Origin of the sequence: Corynebacterium yudongzhengii (assembly GCF_003065405.1) — a bacterium.
GTDB classification, from domain to species: Bacteria; Actinomycetota; Actinomycetes; order Mycobacteriales; family Mycobacteriaceae; genus Corynebacterium; species Corynebacterium yudongzhengii.
In genome coordinates this window covers 1,974,731-1,989,327 of the sequence record NZ_CP026947.1, presented here as the reverse complement: position 1 = coordinate 1,989,327, position 14,597 = coordinate 1,974,731, and the positions used below count along the sequence as shown (strand labels likewise).

Annotated in this window: 12 protein-coding genes and 2 tRNA genes; 9 read left to right on the top strand and 5 right to left on the bottom strand. The window is 64.8% G+C overall.

The genetic code is table 11. The features are described 5' to 3' along the window. Window positions 1-11: 11 nt before the first annotated feature. Complete coding sequence (locus tag C3B44_RS09255) at window positions 12-380, bottom strand: hypothetical protein (RefSeq protein ID WP_108432124.1); 369 nt, start codon at window positions 378-380, stop codon at window positions 12-14. Between the two features lie 131 nt (window positions 381-511). On the opposite strand from C3B44_RS09255, the gene C3B44_RS09250 reads away from it, so the two are divergent. Beyond that, complete coding sequence (locus tag C3B44_RS09250; RefSeq protein ID WP_235840371.1) at window positions 512-1,663, top strand: acyl-CoA dehydrogenase family protein; 1,152 nt, start codon at window positions 512-514, stop codon at window positions 1,661-1,663. Window positions 1,664-1,676: 13 nt separating this feature from the next. On the opposite strand, the gene pepN is transcribed toward C3B44_RS09250, so the two are convergent. Further along, window positions 1,677-4,208, bottom strand: coding sequence for an aminopeptidase N (gene pepN, locus C3B44_RS09245; protein WP_108432122.1), 2,532 nt, complete (start codon window positions 4,206-4,208; stop codon window positions 1,677-1,679). Between the two features lie 86 nt (window positions 4,209-4,294). Here pepN and C3B44_RS09240 point away from each other — a divergent pair, with 86 nt between their 5' ends. From C3B44_RS09240 to C3B44_RS09230, 3 genes are read left to right on the top strand one after another with little or no spacing between them, the layout of a single operon-like run. Beyond that, window positions 4,295-4,921, top strand: coding sequence for a mycothiol-dependent nitroreductase Rv2466c family protein (locus tag C3B44_RS09240; protein ID WP_108432121.1), 627 nt, complete (start codon window positions 4,295-4,297; stop codon window positions 4,919-4,921). A 33-nt stretch (window positions 4,922-4,954) separates the two neighbouring features. Then, window positions 4,955-5,221, top strand: a complete 267-nt coding sequence (locus C3B44_RS09235) for a hypothetical protein (RefSeq protein WP_108432120.1) — start codon at window positions 4,955-4,957, stop codon at window positions 5,219-5,221. Window positions 5,222-5,271: 50 nt separating this feature from the next. After that, window positions 5,272-5,748, top strand: coding sequence for a ribose-5-phosphate isomerase (locus C3B44_RS09230; protein ID WP_108432119.1), 477 nt, complete (start codon window positions 5,272-5,274; stop codon window positions 5,746-5,748). Here C3B44_RS09230 and C3B44_RS09225 read toward each other — a convergent pair. Together C3B44_RS09225 and C3B44_RS09220 are read right to left on the bottom strand one after the other, a co-directional pair. Beyond that, window positions 5,696-6,244 carry a hypothetical protein gene (locus tag C3B44_RS09225; protein WP_108432118.1) on the bottom strand — a complete coding sequence of 183 codons (549 nt, stop codon included), beginning with the start codon at window positions 6,242-6,244 and terminating at the stop codon, window positions 5,696-5,698. The two genes, C3B44_RS09230 and C3B44_RS09225, sit on opposite strands and share 53 nt — an antisense overlap. A gap of 87 nt (window positions 6,245-6,331) precedes the next feature. Beyond that, a complete protein-coding gene (locus C3B44_RS09220) occupies window positions 6,332-7,150 on the bottom strand; it encodes a hypothetical protein (protein WP_108432117.1) in 819 nt (272 codons plus the stop codon). 187 nt (window positions 7,151-7,337) lie between these two features. Here C3B44_RS09220 and C3B44_RS09215 point away from each other — a divergent pair. The 5 genes from C3B44_RS09215 to C3B44_RS09195 all read left to right on the top strand — a co-directional run bounded on the left by C3B44_RS09215 (window position 7,338) and on the right by C3B44_RS09195 (window position 11,859). Next, window positions 7,338-7,412, top strand: a tRNA-Gly gene (locus tag C3B44_RS09215). 420 nt (window positions 7,413-7,832) lie between these two features. Then, window positions 7,833-7,906, top strand: a tRNA-Pro gene (locus tag C3B44_RS09210). A gap of 78 nt (window positions 7,907-7,984) precedes the next feature. Further along, a complete protein-coding gene (tig, locus tag C3B44_RS09205; protein ID WP_108432116.1) occupies window positions 7,985-9,403 on the top strand; it encodes a trigger factor in 1,419 nt (472 codons plus the stop codon). Between the two features lie 1,206 nt (window positions 9,404-10,609). Continuing rightward, on the top strand, window positions 10,610-11,209 hold the full coding sequence (locus C3B44_RS09200; RefSeq protein ID WP_108432115.1) for an ATP-dependent Clp protease proteolytic subunit: 600 nt from the start codon (window positions 10,610-10,612) through the stop codon (window positions 11,207-11,209). 26 nt (window positions 11,210-11,235) lie between these two features. Further along, window positions 11,236-11,859, top strand: coding sequence for an ATP-dependent Clp protease proteolytic subunit (locus C3B44_RS09195; RefSeq protein WP_108432114.1), 624 nt, complete (start codon window positions 11,236-11,238; stop codon window positions 11,857-11,859). 58 nt (window positions 11,860-11,917) lie between these two features. Here the strand turns inward: C3B44_RS09195 and C3B44_RS09190 are convergent, their stop codons facing one another. Next, window positions 11,918-14,593, bottom strand: a complete 2,676-nt coding sequence (locus C3B44_RS09190; protein ID WP_108432113.1) for a helix-turn-helix transcriptional regulator — start codon at window positions 14,591-14,593, stop codon at window positions 11,918-11,920. Window positions 14,594-14,597: the final 4 nt, after the last annotated feature.

Below are 14,597 nucleotides of genomic sequence, written 5' to 3'. Positions count from 1 at the left end.
AACCGGCAAGCCTAGTCGTCCCAGTCGTCGTCCCAGTCATCGTCATCCCAGTCGTCATCGTCGGAGTCCTCGTCATCATAGGGGCGATAGTCCAGCTGCGGCGCGGGTGCTGGTGCGGGCGCGGGGCGCTCGGTGGGCTCGTCGATAGCCGTGGGCTTATCGACGGCCTCGCTACTCGCCGGGGCCTTGCTACTGACCGGGGCGTCGCTCGATGCGGACGTGATCGGCGACGAGGTGGCCGAGGGGATGGTGACCTCGCTGGCGTCCTGGCTGATCTCCGGGACGTCGCGGTTATTCGCCAACGCCACCCCGCCGAGCGCGACGATGATCAACAACACCACGATCGACAGCGCTGGCGCGTATTTCTTCACAACACTCACGGCTTCACTCCTTTATGCCCCTTAAGCATCTTTCACCATCGTGAAACGGGAGTGAAGCGTTTATGAGGAAACTTTCATCGAGGTTTTCACTAGCCTGGCGGCCACACCAACCCAGAGGAAAGGATTCGGCTGTGACCACCTCGATTGAGACCCTGCTGCCGGAGGAGATGCTTAAGCGTTTCCGCTCCCGCGCCGCCGGCTACGACGAGCGCAACGAGTTCTTCACCGAGGACCTCGAAGAGCTCAAAAACGCCGGCTACCTGCGCATGCTCGTGCCCGAAGAGTTCGGCGGCCACGGGCTGAGCTTGAAGGAAGCCACCCGCGCGCAGCGCCGCCTCGCCGGCGCCGCCCCGGCTACCGCGCTGGGCATCAACATGCACCAGGTGATCGTCGCGCTCGCCTACACGTTGTGGCTGCGCGGACGCAGCGAGCTGAACTGGGTCTTCGACGCCGCCGTCGACGGGGAGATCTTCGCCTTCGGCATTTCGGAGGCCGGCAACGACGCCGTGCTTTTCGATTCCGTCACCACCGCCGAAAAAGTCTACGGCGGCGGCTACCGCCTGACCGGCACGAAGATCTTCACCTCGCTTTCCCCGGTGTGGTCGAAGCTCTTAGTCCACGCCCGCACCCCGGATGACCAGCTGGCCTTCGGCTTCATCGACCGCCAGGACGAGGGGGTTGAAATCCGCAACGACTGGGATACCCTCGGCATGCGCGCCACCCAGTCGTGCACCACGCACCTCAACGAGGTCTTTTTGCCCGAGAAGAAAATAGGCACCCACGCGCCGCTGGGGCCGAACATGAACCCGCTGGTCTTCGGCATCTTCGGCCCCTTCGAGCTGCTGCTGGCCTCGGTGTATACCGGCATCGGCGAGCGGGCGGTGGAGCTGGCGAGCGAGATCGTCGCCCAGCGGATGAGCCGCGCCAAGCAGCAGCCTTATGCGCAGGATCCCGATATCCGCTTCCAGATCGCCGAGGCCGGCATCTTAACCGACGGGTCGGTGCTGCAGCTCGACAAGCTTGCCGACGACGTCGATCACCTCTTCGAAGTCGACCACGGCACGAAGTGGCTGCTGCACTTCTCCGGAGTCAAGCACCGCTGCGTGGAGGCGGCGAAAGAGGCCGTCGAGATCGCGCTGCGCACCACCGGGGGAGCGCAGTACTTCCGCTCCTCCGAGCTGCAGCGCCTCTACCGGGACGTCATCGCCGGGATCTACCACCCCAGCGATTCCGAATCCGTCCACGCCTCCTACGCGAAGGCGCTGCTTGGCCCAATCGACTAGCGCGTCCCGGGGCTTAGGCCGCGTCCACCTGGCGGAGACGGTGGGCGCGCTCGAGGTGGTCGAGAAGCTCCGTGGTCAGCCGCTTCAGCCCGGCCGGCAGGTCGCGCTCGAGGAAGCCGCGGGCCTTGTCGATGCCGGCGTCGGTGATGTTCCACGCCGGGAAGATGCCGCTGAGCGTGCGCAGCGCCATCTCGGAGGAGAACTCGCGCCACAGGCGTTCGGCGACCTCGAAGTAGGTGTCGTTGAACTGCTCCAACGTCTCGCGAGCACCCACGTAGGTCAGCCCCGCCATGAGGTGGCGGGCCTCCAGGTTGGAGGACTCGCCGGCCAGCAGCTCGTCGACAACCGCCTTCTTGTTCTCCGCATCCGGGCGCGCGGCCCGCGCAGTGATCGCGTGCAGACGCCCCGAGGCCGTTTCATCGCGGCGCGCCTGCTTCTCGATCAACTCCTCGCCATAATCACCGCGCGCCACCAGGGCGGTCGTGGCACGCCAACGCTGCTCGGCGTCCTTAGAATCCAGCAGGCCGGTGAAGAACTCGGCGGCCTCGTCGGTCAGCGGGATGCGGGCCAGCGCCTGCTCGAAGACGAGCGCGGCGTCTGGGTTCTCTCCGCGGGCGCCGGCGAGCAGGGCGTCGGCCAGCAGGGTCGAGCTTTCGGCGAAGTCCGGATCGGCGTAGTTCTTCAAGGCGGTGACCGCCTGGCCGACGATGCGCTCGAGCACCCCGAGCTCCGTCTCGGCACCGGCGCCGCGGGCGATGAGCGCGAGGAAGTCGCGGGCCTTCATCTCGCCGGCACGGGTCATCTCCCACGCCGCCGACCAGCACAGCGTGCGCGCCATCGGGTCGGCGATGGTGTCGATGTTGTGCACGGCGAACTTTAGGGAACGCTCGTCGAGATCAATGAGCGCGTAGGTGAGATCCTCGTCGTTCGGCAGGATGAGATCGCCGGCGCGGGTTCCGATGAGCTCGTCCACCGGCGTGCGCTCTCCCGACACATCCAGCTCGGCGCGGGAGATGCGGTGGGTGGCGCCGTTGTCACCAGCGGCGTAGACGCCGACGGCGAGGCGGTGGGTGCGCGCCGGGGTGCCGGTCTGCACGATGTCGAAGCGCTCGTAGGTGCCGTCGGCGGCGATGGCGACATCGGCGCGCAGGTGGTTGACGCCGGAGGTCTTCAGCCACTGATTCGCCCAGAATCCGAGGTCGCGGCCCGAGGTGTGCGCCAGGGCGCCGAGCAGGTCGTCGAAGGTAGCATTACCCCAGGCGTGCGTGGCGAAGTGGCGGCGCACCCCGGCGAAGAACGCCTCGCGGCCGACGTAGGCCTGCAGCTGCTTGAGCACGCTGGCGCCCTTGGCGTAGGTGATGCCGTCGAAGTTCTGCTCGACGGTCTCGATATCGGAGGCGTCGGTGAACACGGGGTGGGTCGTGGGTAGCTGGTCTTGGGCATAGGCCCACGCCTTCTCGACGTTCGCGAACGTCACCCACGCCGTGTCATATTGGGTTTCCTCGGCCTGGGAAATCGCGGCGGAGAAGGTGGCGAAGGACTCGTTGAGCCACAGGTCATCCCACCAGCGCATGGTCACCAGATCGCCGAACCACATGTGGGCGAGCTCGTGTAGGACGGTGTCCGCGCGGCGCTCGTAGCGGTAGTGGGTGGCCCGGGAGGTGAAGACGTATTCGTCGCGGATCGTCACGCAGCCTGCGTTTTCCATCGCGCCCGCGTTGAACTCCGGCACGAAGACCTGGTCATACTTGCTAAACGGGTAGGCCATGCCGAAGTTGCGGTGGTAGAAGTCGAAGCCCTGCTTGGTCTCGGTGAACAGGCGCTCAGCGTCGAGGTGCTCGGCGATGGAGGCGCGGGCGAACAGGCGCAGCGGCACTTCCATTGTCGACGGCTGGCCTTCAGGCGTCTCCTCGTGGTGGGTGAGTTCACCGCGCCACGTGTCGCAGAATTCGGTGTACTCACCGGCGCAGAGGGCCACCAGGTAGGTCGACAGCGGGTAGTCGATGCGCGAGGTGTGCCGGGTGGCGGTCTCATCGAGCGGGGTGGATTCCACCGGCTCGTTCGTGATGACCTTCCACTCCGGGCGCGCCAGCACGGTGAAGGCGTAGGTGGCCTCGATATCCGGCTGGTCGAAGCAGGCGAACATGCGCTTGGCGTCGGCGGTTTCGAACTGGGTGTAGAAATACGGCTTGCCATCGGCGGCGTCGACGCTGCGGTGCAGGCCCTCGCCCGTGCGCGAGTAGGGGATCCGCGCGGCGACAGTGAGGCGGTGCTCGCCGGCGCTTAAGTCTTTTAAGGCCAGGCCGATGGTGGGATCGTAGTCATCGACGTCGATCGGTTCGCCGTCCAGATCCGCCGCCTCGACGGTATTGGTGCGCAGATCGATGAAGGTCGAGCCGTGCTTTCGGGCCTTAAAGCCCACGGTGGTCTCGGACAAGAAGTACTTCTCGGAGACCGTGAGGTCGATGTGGACGTCGTAGTGGACGTCGGTGATTAGATCGCTGCGGTGTGTCGCCTCATCGGCGGTTAGGTTGATCGAGCTCATACGCGCCAGGATACGTCCGTCCACGATTTCGGTAGGGTGGAAACATCCGTGAAGACAAAACCTCCGTGCCCGGAAAGGTGGCCAACATGCCCACGACCGTGAAGTTCTACTTTGATGTTGCCTGCCCGTTCGCCTGGAAGACCTCCCAGTGGATCCGCGAGGTCGAATCCCACCGTGACATCGACGTCGAGTGGATCCCGATGTCTTTGTCCGTGCTCAACGAGGACCAGGACATCCCGGAAGAGTACGCCGAGAAGCAGAAGGCCAACTGGGGTCCGGCCCGCGTATTCACCAAGGTGAAAAACGAGCTGCCGGAGAAGGTCGGGGAGCTCTACGAGGTGATGGGCACCATCGTCCACCACGAGAACGAGGCCGGTAAGGACGGCTTTGGGGCCTATGACGACGTCATCGCCCGCGCCCTCGAGAAGGCCGGCATCGACGCCTCGTTCGCCGAGGTGGCGAACACCGAGGAGCTGGACGCTGACCTGCGCGCCTACCACCAGCAGGGCCAGGACGCCGTCGGCGATACCTCCGGCACCCCGATCGTGCAGATCGAAGACAACGCTTTCTTCGGGCCGGTGATCACCCGTTTCCCCGACGGTGAGGAGGCGGCCCAGCTTTTTGACGCCTACGCCGCCCTCGCCGCCTACCCCTACTTCTTCGAAATGAAGCGCAACCGTACCGAGGCGCCGCAGCTCGACAACGGCAACTAGCGGCGCCGGGATATCGAAAAGGAAGGAACCCGTATGGGAACCACTGCCACAGCCATCATCATCGCCATCCTCGCCGGCATCGGCACCGTCTACACCTGGGACACCAACAAGCTTCTGTCCTTAGCCCTCGCGGCGGTCACGATGATCGCCGGCATCATCGGCACCGTCGGCGCCTTCATCTCCGCGCTGGGGCTCTTCTTTAAGCTGCTGCCGCTGGTGCTCGTCGGCGTGGGCATCTACCTGATCTACAAGGTCGTGCAGAAAAACCGCGACGAGCAGCCGCCCGTCAAGCAGCAGTAACTTACCCGTAGTCCAGCGAGTAGGGGGCCAGTTCGGCTAGAGTCGGGGCCATGCGCGTTTACCTTGGAGCTGACCACGCCGGATTCGAGATGAAGAACATCATCGCCGCCCACCTCGAAGAAGCGGGCCACGAAGTCATCGACTGCGGTGCCCACACCTACGACCCCGCCGACGACTACCCGGCCTTCTGTATCGAGGCCGCCTCCCGCACCGTCAACGACCCGGGTGCCCTAGGCATCGTGCTGGGCGGTTCGGGTAACGGCGAGCAGATCGCCGCCAACAAGGTCCCCGGCGCCCGCTGCGCGCTGGCCTGGTCCGTCGATACCGCCCGCCTCGCCCGCGAGCACAACAACGCCCAGCTCATCGGCATCGGCGGCCGCATGCACTCCGAAGAAGAGGCACTCGCTATCGTCGACGCCTTCCTGGTGCAGGAGTGGAGCGAGGAGGAACGCCACCAGCGCCGCATCGACATTCTCAGCGAGTACGAGAACACCGGCATCGCCCCGGAGGTTCCCGGCGCCGAGTAGTTCCGAGCACCGCGGTGATGACGGCCGCCTGCGCGGTCAGTAGCACGCCCGCGGTGAGAATGGCCGTGGTGACCGTCGAGCGAGCAGGCGAGTTATCGACGCCGATAATCAGCTCTGCCTGACCGCCGCGTTCGTCGCGAACGACCACGCGGTGTGTGCTGACCGTGGGGGAGAGGGCGGCGGGGTTGTCGAGAAGCACCTGGGGATCGACCGCGCGCCCGCTGAAGCCGGTGACCGGGAGGTAGACGAGGTGATCGTCGATAAGCCCGGCGAGCAGCATGTCCGCCGGCGGTATTTCACGGCTCAAAAACTCGTGCACGACGTCGCCGGCACTGTGGCCTTCGCGGGCTTGGCTGAAGGCGAAGAACTCCTGCCGGTAGGTATCGAGCCGCTGGTGGTTCGTATGCTCTGCCGCGAGGTTGAGCACCGCGCCCAGCGCGAGGATGACGAGGGCGCTTAAGGCCCAGAGCACGAGAACGACGCGGAGTGAGGACATGCCCGCAGTATGGCCGGGCAGACTAAAACCCCCGTGAGCTCACCATGAGGAAAGCTTCATCGGGGGTCGAGCTGTGCGTGGGGAGGTTTATTCGAAACCGAAGTCGAAGATGCCGCCGCCGTCGCCGCCGAACAGGCCGCCGTCTCCACCATCGCCGCCAAAGAATCCTCCGCCGTCGCCCATGTCTCCCATGTCGCCGTCACCAGCGTTACCAGCATCGCCTGCGTCACCGACGTCGCCGCCGGCGTCGGCGAGGCCTTCGTCATAGCCGGCCTCAAAGGCTGCGGCGGACGGGGCGCCGGCCATGCCGGAAAACATCATCGAGAACATCATGACCGAAGACATGGTCCACATGCCGGAAGCCATCGCCGGCGCCCACCACGGAGTGGAGTACCAGCCGGCCGGCACCGGGCGGCCGGCGACGTTGCCGCCGGGGTAGTAGTGCGGTGCGTCCTCGCTGGCCTCGGGGGAGACGGTGATCTCCTGGCCCTCGTGGGTGATGGTGCGGCGCTCGGTGACCTTACCGGCCTTCTTCTGCCCCTCGAGCTCCGGCAGCTCGGGGCCGGCCGGCATGCCCATGATCTCGCGGGCCGCGTTGACGTAATGCAGGCCCTCCAGGGCGGACTCGCGGGCCAGCTGGAACTCGCGGGCCGACTGTGCGGTCGACAGCGCCGAGTTGGCGGCGTTGTAGCGGTCCGACGCGTCCGCCAGCGCCTGAGTAGAGGCCTGGTCAGTGCCGGATAAGGTTAAGACTTGGTGGCTGAGACGCTCGGTCCAGCGCTGGGCGTCGGCGCGGGCATCGGCCGCTTTGCGCTGTTCGATCTCAGCATCGCGCTTCTTATTGTTGCGACTGGACAGCCAGATCGCCGCGCCGGCGACCACGGCGAGGATGAGCAGGAGTTCCACGGTGTGTCCACCACTTTCGTCGTCGGGTGCAAAAGTCTCGAGGCTTCTTTCCTGTATAACGCATCAAAGGCCCGGATTGTTCCCGTTCTGCTCCTGGTTTGAGCGCTGTGGGAGCGATTTTCGTCGAGGCCCGGCGATGCTATAGACTTGTCGTCGTTGCATCGGCCGCTTCGAAGTTGATGCCCATGGGGATGTCGTATAGTGGCTAATACCTCAGCCTTCCAAGCTGAAGACGCGGGTTCGATTCCCGTCATCCCCTCCACGTTTTCTCGCGCCATCGTCAGCAGACGGCGCGGGATTTTCTTTACCCTCGGATGATCCCCCGTCGAGCTCACAGTGTCCGCTTCGTGTTCTAGCGTAGGAGGCGGATCGAACGCTTGATCTAGATACCGGGGTGGGGATGCCGGTGAGCGATTATCGGGACGCTCAGTCTAGCGGGCTGGGTCATGCGCGTCTGTTGGCGCAGCAAGACCTGCTGGCGTGGTGGAAGCAGACTGAAGCCATACCGTTATCCTTGTCGCTTCGGTGCGCGTTGTCCACGCTCAAAGCCTGGGAATCTGCTATGTGTTCGCATAGTTTCTCGCCCACGTCCGTTATTTACGCCCCGAATGCACACGCACTTAGGGGGACAGGCTAGACTTTCCACACGTCGAAGATCCTCTTCGGCGCGTGTGCTTGCACACGGGGCGTGGCGCAGCTTGGTAGCGCACCTGCTTTGGGAGCAGGGGGTCGCAGGTTCAAATCCTGTCGCCCCGACTCACGGGACCGGATGGCCGGGCCCCGCACAGAAGACATATCTATTCGAACCGTTTAGACAGCCAGGAGACTTTCAACGTGAAGACGTCCGTCGAGAAGCTCAGTGAGACCCGCGTCAAGCTGAACGTGAACGTTCCGTTCGACGAGCTCAAGAATGAGGTCGACAACGCGTATAAGGCGATCGCCCAGCAGGTGACCATCCCGGGTTTCCGTAAGGGCAAGGCCCCGCGTCAGCTGATCGACGCTCGCTTCGGTCGTGGCCTGATCCTCGAGCAGGTCATTAACGATATGCTGCCGACCAAGTACCAGGCTGCGTGCGAGGAGAACGAGCTCAAGGTCATCGGTCAGCCGGACATCAACATCCAGCAGATCGAGGACAACGACTTCGTCGAGTTCACCGCCGAGGTCGACGTCCGCCCGGATGTCACCGTCCCGAACTTCTCGGAGATCTCCGTGACCGTCCCGGCGATTTCGATCGACGACGAAGCCGTCGACAAGGAGCTCGACAACCTGCGTTCCCGCTTCGGTGAGCTCAAGGACACCAAGCGCAAGATGAAGACCGGCGATTTCGCCATCATCGACATCGACGCCCAGGTAGACGGCGAGAAGCTCGAGGACCTCTCCCACGAGGGCCTGTCCTATGAGATCGGCTCCGACGACCTCATCAAGGGCCTCGATACTGCTCTGCGTGGCATGAAGACCGGCGAGGACAACGAGTTCACCGCCGAGCTGCAGGCCGGTGAGCACAAGGGCAAGGAAGCCACCATCAAGGTCCACGTCCAGCAGTCGAAGGAGCGTAAGCTTCCGGATCTCGACGACGACTTCGCCCAGGAAACGTCCGAGTTTGACACCGTCGAGGAGCTGCGCAACAGCACCCGCGAGCAGCTCGCCGAGCGCAAGAAGGCCGAGCAGGCCGGCGCTATCCGCGACGAGGTCCTCAAGCAGGCCCTCCCCCAGACCGAGGTTCCGCTGCCGGAGTCCGTGGTCGAGGAGCAGGCCCACCAGCGTTTGCACCAGGTGCTCGGCCAGCTGGCGCACGACGAGAAGGCTCTCGCCCAGCTTCTCGAGGCCCAGGGCACCACCCGCGAGGAATTCGACAAACAGTCCCGCGAGGAGGCCGAGGAGTCCGTGCGCACCCAGCTGTTCCTGGATGCGGTCGCCGACGAGAAGCAGCCGAAGCTGACCCAGGAAGAGGTGACCGACCACATCGTGTTCACCGCCCAGTCCTACGGCATGGACCCGGCTGAGTTTGTCCAGCAGATTCAGCAGTCCAACCAGATGGGCAGCCTGTTCGCCGACGTCCGCCGCGGCAAGGCACTGGCCGAGGCTATCTGTGCGGTCACCGTCACCGACGACGAGGGCAACTCCGTCGACCCGAACGAGTACTTCGGTGAGGAAGAAGAGCCGGCTGAGGAGAACGCCGAGAACACCGAGGCTCCCGAGTCGGTTGAGGCCGAGTCCAACGAGGCTGAGGCTTCGGAGTCCGACGAGAAGTAGCCGCGTGCCGACGCCCAGCCTCACCGGCTGGCGCTAAGCACGAAAGTTAACGCCCGCCCCTGGTTGCGCCAGGAGGCGGGCTTTTGGCGTTTGAGTTGGGCTGCTTAGGCGGGTGGAAAGGAGCACTTCTGCGTGCCTCCTTTCGACGGATGCGGCTCCCATCCGCTGCTTTTCCGTTAATCCTGCCGATTCGGGGTAGATGCTAGTGCCTGTCCGCGTAGTTGGTAGTAGGTTTCCGACAACCTGGTAGCACCCTAGCTCCGACGCATCTCTGATGTGGAGGCCCTGTAGTTCGGCATTTGCTACGTCAGTAATACGGAAAGTCATTCTTCTTTTCGGTCGCACAGAGAGCACAGCGACACGCCTGATTCCACGCTGTACGGCACCGCGGAGTCTCTCTTGCCGGAATCTTCTTACCGGAGTGTTCTTCACGCCTCGGCGATCAGTCCGAAAAGGATTTCTGGACCGACGCCTTGGTCTACTGGCAGAGGTGAAGAAACGAAACCTACCTATGCGACTATGCCGCCGCATAGTGCGGACTGGGTTTACGCACGTGCGTAATCGGGAATCGATGAATTCCGGGGAATTCATAGGTACACGAGATGTATTGTGGCCTTGGGTCTCTGGTTTTTGTTCACATGCGTAAAAATGGGGCTCTCGCTTGGAGTCTTCGCTCTCGCAGACCGTGGCCGCCCCAATGATCCCGGAGTCGACCACCAGGCTTTCTATGCCGCGGCATAGTGCGGATTGGGTTTTACGCACGTGCGTAATCGGAAATCGATGAATCCCGCCGAACTCATAGGCAGACGATACGCATCGTCACTTTAGACCTCTAGGTTTTACACACGTGCGTAAAACCTCCGTCGGTTGGCTTGGCTGGCGCTTGCGGCCGCTTTCACTGCCGCGTGCGTCATGCGGCGAGCATTTGTGCCGCCGCGCTCGTTGCCTGCTAAGCGTTGGGGGTCTGCGCCGCCGAGGCCTGCGCCGTGGCGGACAGGACCGGATGGCTGCTATCAACTGCCCGGAAACCGTCGCAACCGTCTTGCCAGAGAAGCGCTTCTACCAAACCGCATCTGACAAATCCGACGGCCGAACCCACCCGCACCCCAACGCTGACAGCGAACAGAGCGGCGGAATGAAAGCGCTCGCTAGTAGGGTTGTGCGTTAGAGAAGAATCAGAGACGAATATCAGGAGTACCCACTTCCATGACTGACAAGCTGCAGATGACCGCGCCGGCATCCGGTATGAACCTGGGTGACTCGGTGTACGAGCGCCTGCTGCGCGAGCGCATCGTCTTCCTGGGCCAGCAGGTGGACGATGACATCGCCAACAAGTTGTGCGCGCAGATCCTTCTGCTTTCGGCCGAGGACCCGCACCGGGACATCTCGCTGTACATCAACTCCCCGGGCGGCTCCGTCACCGCCGGCATGGCCATCTACGACACGATGAAGTACTCCCCGTGCGACGTCGCCACCTACGGCATGGGCCTGGCCGCTTCCATGGGCCAGTTCCTGCTCTCCGGAGGAACGAAGGGCAAGCGCTTCGCTCTGCCGCACTCCCGCATTATGATGCACCAGCCGTCGGCTGGCATCGGCGGCACCGCCGCGGACATCTCCATCCAGGCCGAGCAGTTCGCCCAGACCAAGCGCGAGATGGCGCGCCTGATCGCGGAGCACACCGGCCAGACCTTCGAGCAGATCACCAAGGACTCCGACCGTGACCGTTGGTTCACCGCGCAGGAGGCCAAGGAGTACGGCATCGTCGACCACGTCATCACCAACGCTCAGGGCGAGATCAGCAACTAGGGGACAAGGAGATTAAAGGAGCCATTATGAATAACGCACACATGCCGCAGTCCCGCTACGTCCTGCCCTCGTTCATCGAGCAGTCCTCGTACGGCACGAAGGAGACCAACCCGTACTCCAAGCTGTTCGAGGAGCGCATCATCTTCCTGGGCACCCAGGTGGATGACACCTCGGCCAATGACATCATGGCCCAGCTTTTGGTCCTCGAGTCTCAGGACCCGGACCGGGACATCACCATGTACATCAACTCGCCGGGCGGCTCGTTTACCGCCCTGATGGCGATCTACGACACCATGCAGTACGTGCGTCCCGACGTCGCCACCGTCTGCCTGGGCCAGGCCGCCTCGGCTGCCGCCGTCATCCTCGCCGCCGGAGGCAAGGGCAAGCGCGCCCTGCTGCCGAACTCGCGCGTGCTCATCCACCAGCCCGCTACCCAGGGCACCCAGGGCCAGGTTTCGGACCTGGAGATCCAGGCCGCCGAGATCGAGCGCATGCGTAAGCAGATGGAAGAAACGCTGGCACGCCACACCGGTAAGACGCCGGAGCAAATCCGCGAGGACACCGACCGTGACAAGATCCTCACCGCCGAGGAGGCTGTCGAGTACGGCATCGTCGACCAAATCTTCGACTACCGCAAGCTCAACAGCTAAAGCGGACAGTCGCACCTGAAAGGGGCCCTGCGGGGCCCCTTTTTTCATGCCCTCGAGGTCAGAACTCGGAGAGCACCCCGGGCAACTCGTTGCGCGTGCGCACGCCGAGCTTCCGGTAGACGCGCGTGAGGTGGTATTCCACCGTCTTCGACGACAAGAACAACTCGGTGGCGACCTCCCGGTTCGTCGCACCGCCGGCGACCAGCTTCGCGATCTCCTCCTCCTGCGGCGTCAGCCCGCCGGCCCGCGAGGTCCGCGTCCCCAGGCCGCCGGCCCGACGCTCCCGGTTACACCGCTTGACAAACTCCGCCGCCCCCATCGACTCGAAGACCTCGCCGGCGCGGACGAACGCTTCGTCGGCACGCCGGCGCCGCCCCAGGCGCCGCAGCACACGGCCGTACTCGTAGAGCACGCGCGACTGATACGCCGGAACCGGCAGCGATTCGATCTGCTCGATTGATTCCTCGAAGTGTTTCAGCCCGGTGTCGATGTCACCCTTCTGGATGAGGATGCTGGCCTTTGGCACTCCGAGGCGCGCGATCATCGACTCGATGCCGGAGCCCTCCGCACGCTCGAGGGCGCGGGAGGTGATCTCGTCGGCTTCGTCGATCTCGCCGGCCGCGATGAGCTGCGGCGCCCAGACGTCCTCCCACACCCAGTAGCCGGGATGCCCGATGTCGTGGGTCTCCGCCAGCTTCGTCAGTGCCCGGCCGGCGCGCATGACGCCGGCCTGGTCGCCTTCGATGCCCGAGACCAGCAGCCGGCACATGCCCGAGGGGATGCGCTGGATCATGAAGGAGTCGTGGCTCAAACTCAGCCTGTTGGCATAAGAGCGTGCGAGGTCTCGCTCGCCGCGGAAGGACGCGACCTGCGAGCCGGTCCACAGCAGCAGCGGCTCCAAGAAGCGCACGCCGTAGCGTTCGGCACGCATGAGGCCGCGCTCGACGACGCGCTGCGCCTCCGTGAACTCGCCCAAGACGAAGTGGGTGCGCGCGAGCCACCCATCCATCCAGAGTCGGATGCGCTCGGAGCCTTCCGCGCCGTCGATGTCGACAGAGCGGCTCAAGCGCTGGCGGGCGGCGATTGGGTCGTCGTGGACGAGGTTGAGCCAGCCGGCGGCCATATCGCGGCGCAGCGCCAGCACCGGGGTCTCGCCGGGGAAGGGCTGGTCCTCGGGCAGCTTGCCGGTGGTGGCGGCCTTGCCGATCATCGAGATGTACTGCGCCTCGATCGCGGCGGGAGAGTCCGGGATAGCCCACTTCTCCGTCGTCGCGGCCCAGGACACCAGCCGCTCCGGCTGCCACTCGGACAAAGCGAGCAGCACTTGGCGGGAGGCGACGAGGGTACGCAGGTTCGGGTCGGTGTTGTTCTGCTCATCGAGGGTGCGCCACGCGAGGTCGATGAGCCCGACGGCCTCGGAACGCCGGCCCTCGTGGAGCGCGAGGTAGCCGCGCATCGAGTACAGGCGAGCGTCGCCGGTCATGTGCCCGATGGTGCCGGCGTGTTGCTGGGCCTGCGGGATGTCGGAGGCGGAGATCAGCGCCTCGACGCGCGAGAGGTGGCGTTCGAGGACGCGGTCGGGGCCGTTGGCGGTCTGCGAGGCGAGCCCGTAGGCGTCGGCAGCTGAGCGCCACCGCCCGGCCTGGGCGAGGGTGTCCGCGCGCTTGGCGACGGCGTCCGAGATGTCATCGTCCGTGCCCTCCGAACCGAGGGCTTCGTGGACGAGCGCCCGATCGGGGTCGTGGTTGTCGTGGTAGTAGCGTGCCGCTTCCCGGTGGAGGCGGGCGGCCTCCGCGGGGGAGGTCTGCGAGCGGATCACCGCCCGGTCGGTGGCGTGCCGGAAGCTGATGACCTTCTGGCCCGCCTGGGTGAGCGACTCGAAGATGCCGGCGTCGAAGGCGGCGGTGAGCGCGGCGCGGTCGTCGCCGGTGAGCGTGAGCAGCAGGTCCGGTAGCGCCGTGCCCGGATCCGGCATGATCGCGGCGGCGGTAAGGATACGATAAACCTGCTTTTCGTTGACCCGGTTGAGACGGCGCTGCAACGCCGCGTGCCAGGGCCGCGGGATGGGGATGCGCACGTTTTGCGAACCCCAGATGTCATTCGGCGCGGCGTCTAAGACCTCGCGGATTCTGCCGGGCAGCCCGCCGGTGAGGGAGCGCAGGTCCGCGGCCACGGAGGGGGAGAGGTGGGCCCCGGCGTGGGCGAGGGCGAAGGCGCGGACGTCGTCGAGCGTGTACGGAGGGATGCCGATGTCAATGTCGCTCATCTCGCGTAGCTGCGTCATCGACGGCTGTCCGACGCCGTCCTCGTTGTCCAACGCGGTGATGATCACCGCGATGCGGCCCTCGCGCACATACCGGGTGGCCTCGACGAGTTCCTGCAGAGAGGTCTCATCCGTCCAGTGCGCGTCATCAACCACTAAGGCGACGCTGCTCGAGGGGGAGTCGAACGCGTCGAGAAGCGTGTGTTCCGCAGAACCCGCCCGATCGAGCAGAGCGCGCACGACGTTGCCCTCGTCCTCGGCACGCCACGACAGTGCCGCGACGCGCACGGCCGACCAGCCGGGCAAGGAGCGTACGAGCTCGTCCACCAGCTCGGTTTTGCCCGAACCGTGCGGGCCCGTGACGACGATGAGCCCACCGTGGCCCGGTTCGATGTCCGTCACGGTTTCGGTAAGCAGCTGCATCGTGGCCTGGGTGGCCAGGCGCGGGCTCGTCGAGAAGGTCGCGGTCATGGCA